The sequence below is a fragment of the Roseateles noduli genome, from assembly GCF_050626985.1.
GTDB classification, from domain to species: Bacteria; Pseudomonadota; Gammaproteobacteria; order Burkholderiales; family Burkholderiaceae_C; genus Roseateles; species Roseateles noduli_A.
In genome coordinates, this window is the sequence record NZ_CP192463.1 from 2,984,209 (window position 1) to 3,001,830 (window position 17,622).

Below are 17,622 nucleotides of genomic sequence, written 5' to 3' on the forward strand. Positions count from 1 at the left end.
GGCCCTACAGAAGGCATCAACCTCAACGCGACGAGTTATTGAACATCGATTTTCAACATCAAATTATTGATCTGGAAAGAGTTATTCCCCATCGATCGATTGAATCCGTTTATGCTTTTTCTTTGCGCGCCGGGCATCAATTTCCGACTCAATTTCTGCCAGCAATTCCAAATCTTCTGCCGTATGGCGAGAAACGGGGGTCGCCCAAACTCCATCCTCCACTATGGGGAACCAGCCAGGATATGCCTCAACAAAGAATGAGAGCTTCTGAATAGAATATTTCCCGGAACTCATCGACCGCAAGGAAATCAGTCCATTGCAATTGAAAGTGACCGTAGCCCCGCCCATAGCAGGGGCCCTAAGTTCGACCATTTGCCGCTCCCAACCTTCCACGAAACCGCTCATGGCGGGCAGTGGCGGAACAAAGCTGACGGAAAATCCGGTCCCGTCCACTCGGCAAATACATGGAATATTCTCGTGACCAAGAAGAGTTTGATGCGGAACATCATCCGGAACATCAATTCGCAAAATCAATTGATTGACAATCATTATTTCCCCTTCTTAGGAAGAACCACATTACCGGTGAAATACTTCTTGAATGTAGTCACGGGACTAAAGTAAGCAGCACCACCATCCGGATCACGCACCGCTACGACGTTCACTCCGTTCCTCACGGTAACGCCGTCAACGACAACAAAGTGAGAGTATCCGTCTGGGCCTGCAATCCGAGCAATCACCGGCGTCCCTGTCTCAGTATATCTCACAAGATCTGCAATGTTGCGCGACTCCACATTAACCGCACTCACCCCATTGGACTTAAAAATATCCACAATTCGTTGACCATTGATGCCATTCTCAGCAGGCGGAAAGCGCTGAATAAGATCAGCCGGATCAACCTTATTGCCGAATGAATCCAATACCATTCCGCAGGAATTATGTCCACACGACACTGTTCCCGGGCCTTGATCGAGAATTCCGCGCGAAGTGAGTCGATCGATTTTTCCAGGATCGGCTTGCAATGGGTTGACGACCCCTCCCCCGCCCGTTTCAACTCCTTTTCCGTTCTGCGGTCCGGCAAGAGATGACGACCCTTTTCCTTGAGCCACATATTGACCGGCGATTGCTGCGCCATAACCAAGAAGGCCCAAACCGACGTCAGCCAAACCAGCGGCGGTATCTCCTTCGCGAATCTGCGCGATACCCATCCCAATCTGAGTACTGCTCTTGGCGGCCTGCACAGCTCTAGCGACTGTGCCAACCGGCCCCGTAAGCACTTCCAGCGCGGGGGTACCAACCTCCGCCTGTCCCTCGTGAACCGCGTTCACCAAAAGCAGCGATTGCGCCTTTAGCGACAGCGCGGGAATGTCACTCGCATCGGCGGACGCTCCTGGGCCGAACTTGACCAGATCAGCAGCCATCTGCTTCCCGTAACTCGCGGCGTAAGCCCCGAGATAAACGCTCAGCTCGTTGATCTCCTGCGCAGAGAGCGATCCGGGCCGCTGGCGATACGCATTCAGCAGCGTGTCGCTCCGGAAGTCCATGTACCGCATGGCTTCCTGAGTCTGAGCCGCATCCATCACTCCGCTGGTCGGATTCATCAGCTTCTCGAACCAGTTCTTCTGCTCATCCGCTCTCAGAACGGCAAGCGCCTGGTTCTTGGCCAATCGACTAGGCGCGGAAAGGAAGTTGTTGGCGGTGGCATCGAACCCGATTGCCGCGCCTTCAGCATTGCCCGTTACCGCGCCGATTGCTGTGCCCGCCGCCAGCACCAGGCCCTGCTTCAGTTCAAGCGGAAGATCTGTTTCCTTGATCAGATCGCCAAGCTTCGGCACCGCGTATTGACTGCTCAAGCCTCCCAAAGCCCCATCAAGGCCGCCGGTCAGGCCGCCAATGGCGGTATGAAGCGCAACTCGGTAAGCACCACCCTCGTCCCACTTCTCCGCTTCGGCCCAGAGTTTTTCCGCCTCGTCCCGCTTCCCTTCGGCGAGCGCTTTCTGGGCGCTTTCTCGAATGTCGCCGGATTGCTCGTCCGCAAACTTGCCGGCCTGCTTTGTCGCGGCAGCACCGAACTCCGCCAGGATCTGCGCATTCACCTGCCCCTGGTCCATGAGCTTCTGCCCATCCCAGCCCTGCGAAACCTTGCCCACCGTATCGGCGCTGGTCGCGCCTCGATCAATCTTGTCCAACGCTGTCTGACTCGCCGGGTCACCACTGGTGATCGTCGTGGCCGCCGTGCTGATCGTGCTTCGCGCGGTCCCGCGCTCGTCCCCCTTGTCCTGATAGGCCCCGGCCATCCCGCCGCCCGTCCCGCCGCTCACCGTCACCGCACTCGCGCTATGCGTGCTCCGGTTCTCGATGTCGCTGGTCGTCAGCGTGCCCGTGCTGAACACGTTCTTCCCGGCGTCGATCGCCGCCTGGTTGCTCGTGATCGCTCCCGCCTTCAGGTCGGTGTTCCCCTTCACCGAGATCTGGAACCCGCCCTCGCCGGCCGCGATGCCGCTCTGCTCCATGACCGAGGCGAAGTTCCCCTTCGCCTGCGCGCTGCTGAAGCTGCCGCTCACCGAACTCGCGCCGTAGCAGAACGGCGGAATGCAGATGCTCACGCCGACGCCCGCGCTCTGCTGCTTGGCGGAGTACGTCGCGGAGTCCTGCAGGCTCTCGATGTTGAGGTTGCCGCCGATGTCGCCGGTGACCTTGCCGCCAGTGATCACCGCGCCCTTGAGCGTGGTGTCGCCGCCGGACTCGATCGCGACCTGCGTGCCGTTGACGTGCGTCTGCGTCTGCTCCGAACCGTTGCCGTTCGCCCGGCCCTTCCCCTTGTTGACGGACGCGTCCAGCGTGAAGCCGTTCTGCGTGCCGCCGAACGCGTAGCCGATGCCGATGCTTCCGCCGCTGCTGCTGTTGCTGCTGTTCAGGCTCTGGCTCGATTGCGCCGCCGCCAGCGTGATCGCGCCGTCGGCCTTCAGCGACGCCTTGCCGTCCGCGACGATGTCGGACCCCGCGACGTTCAGCGTGCTGTCCTGCCCGCCGCCGGTCGCGCGGATCGACACGTCGCCCTGGCCCTTCACCTGGCTGCCCACCACCGTCGTGCTCTGCTCGGTGCTGCTGCTCTGGCTCTTGGACGTCCCCAGGCTCACGCTGATCTTGATGCCGTCGGTCGGGCTCTTGCCCATCAGGTCCTGGCCCGCCTTGACCGCATCCATGCCGGCCAGCGCGGCGTTCAGCCCCGCCAGCGCCTGCATGCGCGAATCCTCGGTCTTCTCCCCGGCCTTCACCGCGTTCAGCACGCCCTGCGCCGCGCTCACGATCGGCACGCTGACCGATCCGCCCAGCGCCGTCTTGCTGAACTTGCTCGTCTGGTTGCTGCTGGCGCTGTTCTCGGCCGCTTCGATGACGACCTTCCGGCCCTCGATGTCGACGTTGCCGCCCAGGCCACTGGCGTCGGCCTTCGCGATCACGCTCGACCCCGTCTGCGTGTAGACCTCGCCCGCCTTCAGCATCACGTCGCCGCCCAGGCTCGCCACCTGCGAGCCGGTCTGCGAGCTGCTCTGCTGCGCACCCGTGGTGCTCGTCTTCACCGTGCCCACCGCGGGCTGCCACCAGCTGCCGATGAAGCCGCTCTTCTTGCTGCTCGACGAACTGCTGCCGGACTCCGTGCTCTCTGCGGTGGTCAGCGTCAGGTTGCGCCCCGCGCTGATGAACACGTCACTGTCGGCCACCACCGTCGCGCCTTGCAGCGCGGCGTCGCGTCCCGCGCGTGCAATCACGCTCCCAGCGCTCACCGTCGTACCCACCGCCTCGTTGACCGTCTTCGTCGCGTCCTGCAACGCGTTCAGGTTGGCGATCGGCAGGAGCGACCCGAGCGACAGCACCGCGCCGAGGCCCGTCGTCTTCTTGATCGTCTGGCTGAAGTCCGTCGTGCTCCTGCTCTCCGTCACGTTCCCCAGCAGCAGATCCCGCTTGGCATCCAGCAGCGCCAGGCCGTCGGCCTTGATCGTCGCGCCTTCCGTGCGGATGTCCTGCCCCGCCGTCACCGTCACCTCCGTGCCCGTGAGCGAGGTCCCGATCGCCAGCGTCTGCTCGTCCTTGTTGTACGTCGTCGTGGTCTTCTTCTTGAACAGGCTCTTCTTGGTCTTCTGCGTCATCTCCTCGACCGACGAGGTCGCCTGACCCGTGAGCAGCTGCACGTCACGGCCGGCGCTCAGGTTCACCTCGCCCTGCGCGCTGGCGATCTGCGCCGCCGCCGCGGTCAGGTCCTGCCCCGCCTTGAGCACGACCAGGCCCTCGGCCTGCACCGCCGTGCCCACGTCCTGGCTCTGGCTCTCCTTCTTGAAGTTGGTCGCGTTCTTGATCTCGTCGCGCGCGCTGGCCGTCGTCACCGTCGTCAGCGACAGATCGCGTCCAGCCTGGATCAGCACGCCGCCGTCCGCGCCCGCGCCGTCCGCCCCGCCCTGCGTGATCTGCACCGCCTGCATCGACACGTCGCGACCGGCCTGCACCACCATCACGCCGCCCGCGCTCAGCGAAGCGACCTGATCCAGCACCGTCGCCTTCGTCGTCACGTTGCCGCGCTGCGTGCCGCCGCTCGCGATGGTCGTCTCCATCGTGATGTCGCGACCGGCCACCAGGCTCATGTCGCCCGTGGCGTTCAACGAACCGCCGATGTTGCGCAGGTCGTCACGCGCGCTCAGCGCCAGCGTCGTGCCGCGCATGTCGCCCGTGTTGGCGATGTTCTGCGCGGTGATGTTCACCGCGCCGCCGCGCACGTCGCCGCCGTTGGTGAAGTCGCCGCTCAGCGCCATCTCCACGCGGCCGCCGGCGATGAGCGAGCCGCTGGGCAGCAGGTCGCCCTCGCGCGGCACCAGGTACACCTGCGGCACCAGCACGCGCTGCGTCGTCCCGTCCGCCAGCGTCACCGTCTGCTCCACCAGCCACACCAGGTCGCTGGTGAGCTGCGACATCTGCTCCGCCGTCAGCGCAACACCTGGCACCAGCTGGTGCTCCTTGGCGAAGGTCGCGCCGTTGGTCAGCAGCGCGCGGTACTGGGACTCGTCGTCCGCGTAGCCCGACAGGTAGCCCGTGCCGGTCAGCTGGCCGATCTGCTCGCGCACCAGGCGCTGCTCGTAGAAGCCGTCGCCCAGGCGCTTCTGTGTGACCGTCGGGTCCAGCGCCATCGCCTGCAGCAGGAAATCGCTGGACAGCCATTCCTTGTAGTTGGCGAAGCGCGGATCGGTCTCGATCAGGTATTTCGACGTCGGTTCCTTGTGCGTCTTGAACAGGCTGTTGGAGGGCGGTGTCAGGTTGACCCGCACGCTCAGCGCCAGCGGCTTGCCGTTGAAGGTCGCGCCAGAGCCGCTCAAGGTCACGCCTTGCGCAGCGCCCGGGCGCTGCGATGTCGATGCCGACGACGCCAGCACCTTGGTCGCCTGCGTCATCGCCTTGCCGTCGGCCTGCGCCGATCCGTCCGCTTGCGCCGCCGCCGCCGCACGCAGCGCCTGCGCCACCGCCGAACGGCCGGTCTGCGCGCCGCCCTGGATGGTGGCGGATACGTTGGCGTCCTGGATCTGTCCGACTTGCTGGGCCGTCTTCACGGTGGCATTGCGGAGCTCGACCTCGGCCGTGCCCGCATTGCCTGCGCCATTGCCGGCATCGACCGCCTGCGCAAGCATCTGTCCACCGCTGCGCACCTGCGCGCCGCCCTGGGCGCCGGTCACGACCGCGTTGCCCGCGTTGACCTGCCGCATCACGCGGCCGATCAGGCCGCTCAGACCCGAGCCTCCTCCCGCAGTCGCGCGGGTGTCCCCCTGCGTGCCCTGCTGCGACGCGCCGCCGCCGAGGCTCACGCCACCGGCCTGTTGGCGGCCGTCCGCGCCCTGCGACGCGGGGATGAACGACTGCGCCTGCGACGGCAAGTCCAGCACCGCTGTCTGGCTCACGCCCTGCGCATTGACCACCTGCACCGAATGCGCGACGTTGTTGACCTTGCCGCCGCTGATCGCGACACCGTCATAACCGATCACTCGGCTCATGTCGTTGGTGATCGTGTTCGCGCCGATCACGGTCAGTTGCCCGCCGACGATGATGTTTGCCGCCAGCGACTGGGTGACTGTCGCCAGGGCGCCCGTCCCCTCCACGGTGTAGCCGACGATGGTGTCGTTGGGGTGGGAGCGTGACCATTCCGCCACTGCATCATTCGCCGACTTGCCGTTCAACGGCACGTTGATGAAGAACTGCTGCGTCATGGTCTGCGTCGACTTGTACGTGACCCGCGCATAGGCCCCCGTGGCACCCGGATTGGTCGTCCAAGCCAGGTAGGGGTTGAGGTTGTCGATCGTGCCGGCCTGCAGCAGCAGGTCGCCGCGCGCCTCGATGTTGGCCCCGCTGTTGAGCAGCGACGCGCCGGTCAGGCTCATGTTGCCGCCGCTGCGGATGAAGGCCTTCGTGTCAAGGAAGCTCACGCCGCCGCTGCCCGTACCCGCGGACACGTCGCCGCCGCCGGCGGTCTCTTCGGGCGCCGTCTCCGTCAACTCTCCGTTGCCCGGCTTGCCGCCGCTGCCGCCGCCACTGCTTCCCCCGGTACCGCCCGACGCCGCGCCCGCGACCTGCCCCGTGCTCACGCCCGCCAACACCGTCCGGTTCACGATCCCGCCGGTCATCTGGATCCCCAGCGCATGGCTGGCCTCGATGATCGAGTTCTCGTTGAGCAGGCTCGCGCCCGACATCGTCAGCACGCCGTCCGCGAAGATCAGCGCGCCGCCCGTGTTGGACACGTCGCGCGTCATCGCCGCATCGATCGAGCGCCGGCCCGCGATCACCGCGGACACGCCGCCCTCCGCGCCGTTGATCAACTGGCCGCCATCGATGACGATGTCGCCGCCGTAGATCCGCCCCGTGCCCATGTTGAGCACGCGATCCGCCGTCAGCATCACGCCGTCGCCGTCGATCAAGCCGCGGTTGTTCAGTTGGCCCGCCGCGGTCAGCAGCGTCAGCGCGCCGCTGAGCTCACCGCTGGCGGCGTTGTCGATGTTGGTCGCCTGGATGGACAACCCGCCGCCGCTGCGCAGCGTGCCCTGGTTGCTGAAGTTGCCCGAGACGTTCAGCGTCATGTCGCCGGTCGCCTGGAACTGGCTGCCCGCGCCATAGCTGAAGTCACCCGCGAGCTTGACCGTCATGCCCGCGCCGCTGCTGATCTGCCCGCCCACGCCGCCGGCCAGCTCGCGCAGATTCAGGCCCATCGCGTCGCCCGACCAGATGCGGCCGCCGGCGTTGTCGAGCGACAGCGCCGAGGCCTGCGCCCCATCGCCGATCGTCTGCTGGCCCGAGGCACCCAGCGCGCCGCTGGCGTTGTTCAGCACCTGCGTGATCGTCAGCCCGAGGTTGCCGCTGGCCAGCACCTGGCCGCCGACGTTGTCGAGCTGCTGCGCCTGCAGCGTGACGTTGCCGCCCTGGATGCCCACGCCGCTGCCGGCATTGCCGGTGTTGTCGATGCGGCCGGCCGCGTTCAGTGTCAGCGTGCCGCCGCCGTAGATCAGGCCGCCCTGGTTGAGCACCTGCTGCGCGGATGCGCTCAGCGATTGCCCGCCGATCAGCCGGCCGCCCTGGTTGTCCAGCGTGCCGCCGACGGTGAGGCCGAGCGCCGAGGCCGACAGCTCCGCCCGGTTGGTCAGCTGACTCACCGTCAGTTGCGCCGAGGTGCCGGCGCTGATGCCGTTCTCGTTGGTCAGCGTGCCGGCGGCGATGGTCATCGCGCCCGTGGCGCGGATGCCGGTGGGCGTCGAGACCGCGCCGTCGCGCGTGTTGACCAGCGCCGCGCCGTGCGTCTGCACCGACAGCCCGCCGCCCGATTGCAGCAGGCCGCCGCGATTCTCCAGCGTGCCGCTGTCCGTCATCAGCGACTGCGACGCGAGCAGTCGCCCGCCGGTGTTGTCCAGCGTCTGGCCGCGCGTGTCGACCACGATCGACGCGCCGGACACCTCGCCCTGACGGTTGACCAGCGAGGTCGAGAGCAGATCCACCGTCTGCGCCGCCTGGATCGCGCCTTGCGTGTTGTCGAGCGCGCCCTGCGCGCGCACGGTCACGTTGCCTTGCAGACTGGCGATGCGTCCGGTCTGGTTGCCGACGGACGCCGCACCCAGCGTCAGGCCCTGCTGCGCCAGCAGGCTGCCGCCGCCGTTGAGCAGGTTGCCGCCGGTGGTCACCGTCAGCGCGCCGTCGCTGCCGGCCCAGCCGCCGCGGTTGTCCACGGTGCCGGCATTGAGCGTCATCGCGGAGCCGCTGCGCAGCCGGCCGCCCTGGTTGTCCAGCGTGCCGCCGAACGTCGCCTGCAGCGTCGAATCGCTCTGCAGCAGCCCGTTGCCGCCATTGCTCAGACTGGCGCCGCGCACGTCGAGCGCGCCCGCGCTGGCGAGCGTTCCGCCGGTGTTGTCGATCGCGCCGACGATGTTCAGCTGCGCCGCGCCGGTGCTCACCAGGTTGCCGCCGCGATGGTCGAGGCTGCTGCCGGTCACCGTCACGCCCGCGCCCTGCGTCTGCGCATTGGTCAGCGTCACCGCGCCCGTCGCGCCGACCGTCAGCGCGCCGTTGCTCAGGATCTGCCCGCCGGCGCCGGACAGCGTGCCGGTCGACAGCGTGAGCGGGCCGCTGCCCGCCTGCACCAGCGAACCGCGCACGTTGTCGATCGCCTGCGCCTGCAAGCGCAGCAGCGAACCGCCGGCCTGGATGCGGCCGTCGGTGTTGAGGATCTGGCCGCCGACCGTCGCGGTCAGTTGGCCGCTCGAGCCGAGCTGCGTCAGCGAGCCGCCGACGTTGCGCCAGTCGCTCGCCGTCAGGCCGACGCTGGCGCCGCTGAGCGTCGCGCCGTCGGTCGACAGCAGGCCCGCGCTCGCCAGCATCAGGTTGCCGGCGCTGGCGAGCGCCGCGCGGTCCAGCCGCAGCGGGCCGCCGGTCGAGGTCAGCGAGGCGGAGGCCGCCTGGAGGCGGCTGTCCTGGAGTTGGAGATCGCGTCCATTGAGCACCAGCGCGCCGGCCGACAGCATCGCGCCGCCCGATTGCAGCGTGCCGCTCGTGCGCACGGTGAGATCGCCTTGCGTCGCCAGCGAGTTGTCCGGTCGCAGACCCGCAGCGAGCGAGCCCGTACCCGACAGCGACGCGGCATCGATCGTCAGCCCGCCCTGAGCGCCGATGGCGCCGGTGTTTGCCAGCGCGTTGCCGACGTTCAGGACGGCATTGCCCTGCGCGTAGACGGAGCCGCTGTTGCTCATGTCGCCGGTGACGGTCAGGCGCGTGTCCGTGCCGGACTGCAGCGCGCCCGCGTTGGTCAATTGGCTCGCGCCGACCGTCAACGCGCCTTGCGCATTGATCAGGCCCTGCGCGCCGTTGGTCAAGGTCCCGGTCGTCAGGTCGACGTTGCGGGCGCCGATCTGGCCGCCCGTGTTGTCGAGCGATCCCGCCTGCGCGAGCAGGTCGCGCGTGGCGACGATCGCGCCGCCGGCGTTGTCCAGCGCGCCGGTCACGCGCAGCTGCGCGTCGCCGGCACTCAGCAGTTGTCCGCCTTGGTGGCGCAGGCTGCCAGCCTCGATCGTGACCTGGGCCCCTTGCGTCTTCGCCTGGCTCAGGTCGACCGCACCGGTCACGGCCAGCGTCACCGCCTGCGCGCCGAGGATCTCGCCACCGACGCCGCCCAGCGAGCTCGCATCGATGCGCAGACCCTCGCCCCCCGCGTGAACGACGCGCCCCTGGGTGTTGTTCACCGCGCCGGCCGAGATCGCCAACGTGCGACCGGCCGAAGCGATCTCGCCGCGCGTGTTGTCGAGCGCGCCTTGCAGCGTCGCGCTCAAGGCGGCGCCCTGTCCGCCCTGGCCGGTCTGCGTCACCGTGCCGTCGACGTTGGACCAGCGCTGCGCCGCGATGGCGATGCTGTTCCCCGAGACAGCCGCCGCGCCGGTGTCGAGCGCGCCGGTGCTGCCCAGCGTCAGCGCGCCGGCGGAAGCCACGGTCGCGCGGTTCAGTTGAAGGGCACCCGCCGTGGCCGTCAAGCCGACGGTCCGTGCCTGGAGCTTCGCGTCCTGCAATTGCAGGGTCGCGCCGCGCAGGGACATCGCGCCTGCCGCCAGCGTCTGGCCGCTCTGCTGCAGCACACCGGTCGCGCGCAGTGTCAGGTCGCCCTGCGCGCCCAGCGTGTTGTCCGGATTCAGCCCGGCAATGAAGCCGCCGCTGCTGGCGATGCTGTCCGCCTGCACCGCCAGCGCGCCTTGCGACGCCAGCATGCCGGTGTTGCCGAGCACGTCGCCCGTCGTGATCGTCAGCGGGCCGCGCGCGTACGCGGTGCCGGTGTTGGAGAACGCGCCGTGGACGGTCAGGTCCATCGCCGCCTGCGACTGAAGGCTGCCGGCGTTGTCGAGCCGGCCCGCGGCGATCGTCATCGCCTGCGTCGAGGCGATCAGGCCCTGCGCGCCGTTGATCAGCGCGCCCGACGTCGACAGATCCACCGCCCGGCCGCCGATCTGGCCGGCGGTGTTGGCGAGGGAGGCCGCGTCGATGCGCAGGTCCTCGGCAGTCTGGATCACGCCGCGGGTGTTGTCGACCGCGCCGGCCGCCGTCAGCGTCGCGCCGCTCTCGCTGACGAGCTGGCCGTCACGAAGGCTCAGGCTGACCGCGGTCATGTCGACACGACGCGCCTGCGTCAGCGCGTCGTCGAGCGTCACCGCGCCGTCGGCGCGCAGCACCAGCGCGCCCTTGCCGAGGATCTCGCCACCGGTGCCGTCCAGGCGCGACACCGTCAGCGCCAGCGTGCCCGAAGCCGCGCCCGCATGGACGATCGAGCCCGCGCGGTTGTCCAGCACGCCCGCGACTATCGTCAGGTCGGCCGCGTTGCCCGCGATCGAGCCTCGCTGGTTGTCCAGCGTGCCGGCGACCGAGACGGTCAGGGTTCCCGCCGACGCGGTCTGCGCGATGTCGCCGGCGACGTTGCGCCAGTCGCCCGCCGTCACGGCCACCGAGCCTGCGCTCAAGACCGCGGACGAGGTGTCCAGCACGCCCGCCGTGGCGAGCATCAGACGCTCGCCGCCCGACAGCGCCGCGCCGTCCAGGCGCAGGTCGCCGGCCAGCGCGTTCAGCGTGACGCGCTGCGCCTGGAACTTGCCGCCCTGCAGGGCCAGTTCGCCGCCGGTCAGCGTCATCGCGCCGCCCGCGAGCGCCGTGCCGCCCTGACGCAGTTGTCCGGTCGCGGCCACCGTCAGGTCGCCGGTGGCGGCGACGGTGTTGTCGTCCCGCAGACCCGCGGCCAGCGCGCCGCTGCTGTCGATCGTGGCTGCATCGAGACCGAGCGAGCCCCGCGCCGCGATCGTGCCCGTGTTGGTCAGTGCGTCGGCACGCAGTTGCGCGTCGCCGCCTGCACGGATCATTCCCGCGTTGTCCAGCCGGGCGCTCGCGCGCAGGTCGACGTCGCCGCCGGCCTGCAGCGTGCCGGCATTGCCGAGGCTGCCCACGTCGACCGACAGGCGCTGCTGCGCCGCGATCAGGCCGAGGCCGGCGTTGTCCACGCTGGCGCCGGTCAGCGTCACGTCGACGCCGCCGATCTGGCCGTTGCGGTTGACCAGCGATCCGGCCGACGCGGCGACCGCGCCGCCGGACTGGACCAGCCCGCCGGTGTTGTCGAACTCGCCCATCACCGCGAGTTGCGCGCCGTTCTGAGCGACCAGCTTGGCATCTCGCGTGCTCAGGCTGCCCGCGGTCACGGACACGCGGTCCGCCTGCGTGACCGCCGACGCGCCGCCCAGGTCGGCATGACCGCCGACATTGAGCGTGAGCCGCCCCGCGCCGGCGATGGTGCCGCCCGCGCCGTCGAGGGTGGCGGCATCCAGCCGCAGTTCACCGCCCGTGCCGCCGGCATGGATCACCTGACCCGCGACGTTGTCGATGCGCTGCGCGCTCAGCGACAGCGCCGAACCGTTGCCGGCGATGCGGCCGCCGCTGTTGTCCAGCGTGCCGCCGATGGTGGCCGTCAGGCGGCCGGCCGCATCGGTCTGGCCGATCTCGCCGCCGGCGTTGCGCCAGTCCGCGGCCGACAGCTTCACCGCGCCGCCGCTGAGCTGCGCGTTGTCCGTGACGAGCGCGCCGCCCGCGTTCAACTCGAGTCCACCGGTGGCGACCATCGCCGCGCGATCCAGCCGCAGGTCGCCGCCGTGCGAGCGCACGATCAGGTCGGCCGCCTGCGTCTGGCTGCCTTGCAGCTGGAGATCGCCGCCGTCGATGCGCGCGAATCCGCCCGCCAGCGTCGTCCCCGACTGCTTCAGCGTCCGCGCCGCGTTCAGCGCCAGGTCGCCTGTCGCGGCGATTGTGTTGTCGGTCCGGAGACCTGCGGCGAAGGTGCCGGTGCTGTCGATCGCACCCGCGCGCACCGTCAGTGCGTTGCCAGCCGCCAGCGTGCCGGCGTGCGTCAGCGTGTCCGCCTCGACCGTGGCCGCGCCGCCGGCGCGGATCAGGCCGCTGTTGGCGAGCGTGCCCGCGCCGGCGATCGTCGCGTCGACCTGCGCCTGCAGCGTGCCGGCATTGGTCAGCGCATCGGCGCGGATCGTCAGGTTGCCCGTCGCCGCGATCAGGCCGTTGCCGGTGTTGTCGAGTTGGCGGCTGGTCACGCCGACCTGCCCGCCGCTCAGTTCGCCGTCGCGGTTGTCGAGCAGGCGCGCGTCGACACTCAGGTCGCCCGCCGTCGTCACCGTGCCGCCCTGGTTGGCGAGAGACTCCGCGCGCAGGTTCAGCGCATTGCCGCCAGCGACGATCTTGCCGGCGGTGTTGTCGATGGTCTGCGCCGTCAGCGAGACGGTCTTCGCATTCGCCTGGATCACGCCCTGGCGGTTGTCCAGCCGGCCGGTCAGCGCGACGGACAGGTCGCCGCTGCCGCTCAGCGCGAGCTGGCCGCCGGCATGGCGCCAGTCCTGCGCCTGCAAGGACAGCGAGGTGGCGCTCAGCCGCGCGCCCTCGGTGTTCAGCTCGCCGACGCTCTTCACGTTCAGCGTGTTGACCGCCTGGACCTGCGCGCCGTTGAGATCGAGGCCCATCGCATCGAGGCTCGCGTCGACCGCCAGTACCTGGCCGCGCAGCGTCATCTCCGAACCGGCCGTCATGGCCAGGGCGCCTTGTGCGCCGATGTGCCCATCGGTGCCGAGGCCGGCCGCGACGGTCGATCCGGCGCTGGTCTGCAGGCGCTGCGCCGCCGTGGCGCTCAGTTGCCCTTGCGCGGCCAGCAGGCCTGCGACGCTCAAGGTCCCGCTGGCGGACGCGGTGACCTGCGCGCCGTAGACCGATCCGCCCAGCGTCGCGCTGTCGCGCGCCGTCAGGCCGAGCGCGCCGCCCGCGCGCAATTGACCGTCCGACAGGATCGCCTGCGCGTCGATGTCGAGCCGGCGGTTGGCCGAGACGCTCGACGACGCATCCTGACGGAGCTCACCCTGCAGCGTCAGCGTCACGTCCTGGCCGCCGATCGCGGCCCCCTGCTCCTGCACCAGCGAACGTCCCTGCACCGACACGCCGTCGCGCGCGGCGATCAGGCCGGCGGCGTTGGCGATGTCGGCCTGCCCGACGATCGCGATGCCACCCGACGCCGCCTGCAGTTCGCCGCGATCGTTGCGCAGCTCGGTACCGGCCTGGACCGTCAGGCCGCCATCGGCGGCGACGCGGCCGTCACGGTTGTCGACGCGGTCCGCGCTCAGCGTCGCGGTGCCGGTCGTGCGCAGCGTCGCGCGTTGCTGGCTCAGCGTGCCGTCGGCTTTCAGCGCGATGGCACGCGCTTGCGCGTCCGCGCCATCGAGCGTCAGCTGCGCCGCCGTCGCCGACAGCGCGCCGTTGGACCACAGCGTGGCGCCATTCAGGTGGACCGATTGGCCGTCGATGCTCAGCGCGCCGCTGCCGTACTGCTCCAGGCTCGCGCCGATCGCGCTGAAGGCGTTCGCCGCGATCGACAGCGACGCGCCATTGCTGGCGATGCGCGCGGCGTCGGCTGTCATCGTGCCGTCCACGCGCACGGACAGCGCGTCCGTGCCGATCTGCAGCCATTCGGCCTGGCGCAGATCGGCGTCGTGCGCCGCGATCGCCAGCTTCCCGCCAGCGAGGCTCGCCGCCTGCGTGCTCAGCGTGCCGTCCGCCTTCAGGCTCAGCGTGCCGGTGGCCGACAGCTGCGCGCCGTCGGCGATCAGCGTCGGCGCAGTGGCAGCGACCGTGGCCGCCTGCACCTGCGCGCGCGTCAGATCGACGGAGGCGCTGCCTGCTACGTCGATGCCGCTTCCGGCGATCAGCAGCGACTCGCGCGCCGCGACGGTGTCGCCGCCGAGCGCGATCGATCCGGCCTGGGCCTGCGCACCGCCGAGATCGAGCGCCGGCGCCTGCACCGCCAGGCGGTCCGCGGCCAGCAGCTGGCCGGCCTGCTTCGCCGACTGCGAGGCGGTCAGCGACAGCTGGCCGCCGCCGGCCACGATCGCGCCGTCGGCGGTCATGCCCGCCGCGGTCACGCTGCCGGTTTCGCCGTTCAGCTGCGGCGCGCGAATGTCGGCCGAGCCGCGCGACGCCAGCCAACCCGCGTTGCGCACGCCGGCGTTCGATTGCACCGTCAGCGCGGGCGTGCCGTTGGCATCGGCCTCCTGCGCGTAGACCGTGCCGGTGTTGTCCAGCCAGCCGTCCGCGCGCAGCGTCAGCTGGCCGCCGACCACCTGCCCGGCCTGGCGCACGCCGAGACCCGCCTCGGTACCCACCAGCGTGATGCGCTGCGCGTAGATGCCGCCGAGCGCGGTGCTGTCCAGCGCGTAGCGCGGGCGCTCGCCCGTCGGCGCGAGCGACTCGCCGCCGGCGACGCCGGTCTCGTCCACCGTCATGACCTGCGTGCCGGTCTGGATGCGGGCGTCCTTGGCCCAGATCCCGGCGTTGATCTCGACCGCGCGCGCGAGCAGCGCCGTGTAGTCGGTCGACGAGCCGTCCAGGCCCGCCCCGTCCACGCGGATCAGGCCGCCCTGCACGCCGTAGCCGGCGATGCTGCCGTCGACGTTGAAGCGCGGCGTGCCGGTGGTCAGCACGGCCGCGCTGGCATTGATGAAGCCGGCGCCGTCGACCTGGATGCCGGACGGGTTGGCGATGACGACCTCGGCGCGCTGGCCGGCCACCTCGACGTAGCCTTTGAGCTGACTGGGCGCGCTGCTGTTGACCTCGTTGAGGATCACGCGCGCCCCGCCCTTGGCGAGCCACGGATTGGCCTGCACGTAGCCGCCGAGCTGCGTGCTGACGTCGGTGCGCGAGTTGTTCAGGATCACGCCGCGCTTGTCGACGTCGAACTGGCTGTAGCTGTTGCGCGAGACGCCGGCGGCGCTGGGCGTCTGGATGTTGACCTGCACCGTGCCGTTGGCGCTGTTGACCACCGTCGGCTGCTGGCCCTTGGGCGCGTTGGGATCGGCCTTGACCTGCGCGAGCGCGTCCGGCGTCAGTGTGATCGCCGCGCCCATCGCGAAGGCCGCCGCCAGCGCGAGCAGCGAAGGCGGACCGCGCGACGCCGCGGGCGCCGTCTCCGCCGTCCCCAGCGCGCGACGCGCCGGCGCATCGCTCTCTCCGCTCGTGCCGCCCTTGCTGTGGCTCAAGGCGGTTTCCGCCACGGCCATCAGTTGGCCGCGTTGCTTGTTGAAGACGATTCGGTACTGAAGACGGTTCATCGCGATCTCAACGGAAAGAGTTCAGGGCCTGGCTCGACGGGAGCTCAGCGCGAATAGGTCAGGTTGAAGCCCGCGACGACGCGGGCTGCGGGGAAGCGGGACGGTTGCCACAGCGGCGCGCCGGCGAACACCTCGAGCGAGAAGCCCTGCGTGCGCACACGCGAGCCGATGACGGCACCGGTCAGGTGGCGTCCCGCGAGGCGCTCGGCGCCATGGCCGCCGACCAGACCCGCGTCGACGCCGAGGTACATCGACACGGCCGGCGACTGCTGCGCAGCGGACAGCGGAAGTTCGGCCTCGTTGCGCCAGAGCAGGCCGTTGTCGGCGGACAGCGACGCGTCGCTGCCGAAGCCGCGCACGGTGTAGCGGCCGCCGATCGAGAAGCGGTCCTGCGGCGTGAGCCGGTTCAACGCGTACTGGCCGCGCAGCGAGGTGCTCAGCTGCAGCTGCCGGGCGCCGAGCGTCAGCGCGCCGTTGAGGCTGTAGCCGCCCTGCAGCAGGCGCACGCGCGAATCGCCTTCGCCGAAGGCTTCCTCGGGTGCCGACAGCGCGTGGAAGGCGCCTGTGCCGCGCTTCAGGCTGAGCTCGGCCTCGCTGCCGATGCCGCCGGCATTGCGCTTGAGGTTGATGCCGGCCTCCCAGCCGCCGGTGCGGCGGCGCTGGACCTCGACCTCGGCGTCGTCGATGTAGTTGCGCGAGCCGCGGCCGAACAGCTTCACATAGCCGCTGAACTTGTACTGGCCGTCGCGCCAGAGCATGCGGGTCAGCTTCAGCTCGCCGTTGCTGCTGGCGCCGCGGTAGACGTAGGTCTGGTTGGCGCCGATGACGACCTGGCGATAGCCGCTGCGGCTGACCGTGACGCTGATCAGCGAATGGCCCCACGGCAGCGAGTAGTGCAGCACGTGGCCGCCGGTGCCCTTGTGCGGACCCTCGCGGTGGTCGACGCGGCGCGCGAGCCAGTCGGCATCGCGGTTCAGCGTGACGTAGAAGAGGTCGTTGAGCGTCAGCGCGTGGTCCAGCGACGCCGTCAGCGCGAGCGGGTAGCGACCGGTGGCCTCGCTGCCGCTGTCGTCGAGCGAGACCTGCCAGCGCCACTGACGGCCGCCCTGGTAGCTGACGGCGAGGTCGCTGTAGCCGGGCTCGCTGGTGCCCAGCGCGGGCTCGACCTGGATGTCGGCCTGCGCGCCGGGGACGCGCTGCAGGTTCTCGAGCGCCTGCTCCATGTCGCGCAGGTTGAGCACGTCGCCCGGCTTCACCGGCAGCGCGTTGGCGAGCCGCACCTGCGGCGACGTGCCTTCGCGCAGGCGGATCGCTTGGACGCGGCCGGGCACGACGGTCAGCACGAGCCGCCCGGTGGACAGGTCCTGCGGCGCCGCGAGCACGCGCGTGGTGATGAAGCCTTCCTCGATCAACGCGTCCTGAAGGCGCGTCACCAGCGTGGCGATGCTGCCGGCGCCGAGGCAGCGGCCGATCGGCGCGTCGTCGCCCTGGGGACCGTCGAGCGCGCCGATCTGGCGCGCCATGCGGGGTTGGCCGTCGACGCCGCGCAGCTCGATCTGCGTGATCTGGAAGCAGGGGGACTCGTCGTCGCGCAGACGGGGGCGCGCCTGCGGTGCGCTGGCGCGCAGACGGACGTCCGGTTCGCGTTCGAGCGACTGGCGCTGCTGCGCCTCGCGCTGCTGCTGGAGCTGGCGTTGCGCATCGGGGTCGACGGTGCCCGGGGGCAAGGACTGACCCCAGGCGGTTGCCATGCCGGCGCACAAGGCGGCGGCGATCGCGATCGTGCTCACCGTCGGCACGCCGACGGCCGGACGCCGCCGCGCGGGCGTCCGCATTTCATACTTCTCTTGCATCCCTGCCTGCCGTTGGTCTGGCGTTGTTTTTTCGACCCAGGACGGGCCGGACAAGCGGCGATGCGTCACGAACCGGTCGA

3 protein-coding genes are annotated in these 17,622 nt (G+C 69.7%); all 3 read right to left on the reverse strand.

The genetic code is table 11. From position 1 onward, the window contains the following. Positions 1 to 81 precede the first annotated feature (81 nt). From ACQ4L4_RS13170 to ACQ4L4_RS13180, 3 genes are read right to left on the reverse strand one after another with little or no spacing between them, the layout of a single operon-like run. Positions 82 to 549: a hypothetical protein gene (locus ACQ4L4_RS13170; protein WP_431104647.1), complete on the reverse strand. Its 468-nt coding sequence runs from the start codon at positions 547 to 549 to the stop codon at positions 82 to 84. Then, positions 549 to 15,689, reverse strand: coding sequence for a hemagglutinin repeat-containing protein (locus ACQ4L4_RS13175; RefSeq protein WP_431104648.1), 15,141 nt, complete (start codon positions 15,687 to 15,689; stop codon positions 549 to 551). The genes ACQ4L4_RS13170 and ACQ4L4_RS13175 overlap by 1 nt, the downstream gene beginning before the upstream one ends. A 44-nt stretch (positions 15,690 to 15,733) precedes the next feature. Next, on the reverse strand, positions 15,734 to 17,524 hold the full coding sequence (locus tag ACQ4L4_RS13180) for a ShlB/FhaC/HecB family hemolysin secretion/activation protein (protein ID WP_431104649.1): 1,791 nt from the start codon (positions 17,522 to 17,524) through the stop codon (positions 15,734 to 15,736). Between the last annotated feature and the right edge of the window lie 98 nt (positions 17,525 to 17,622).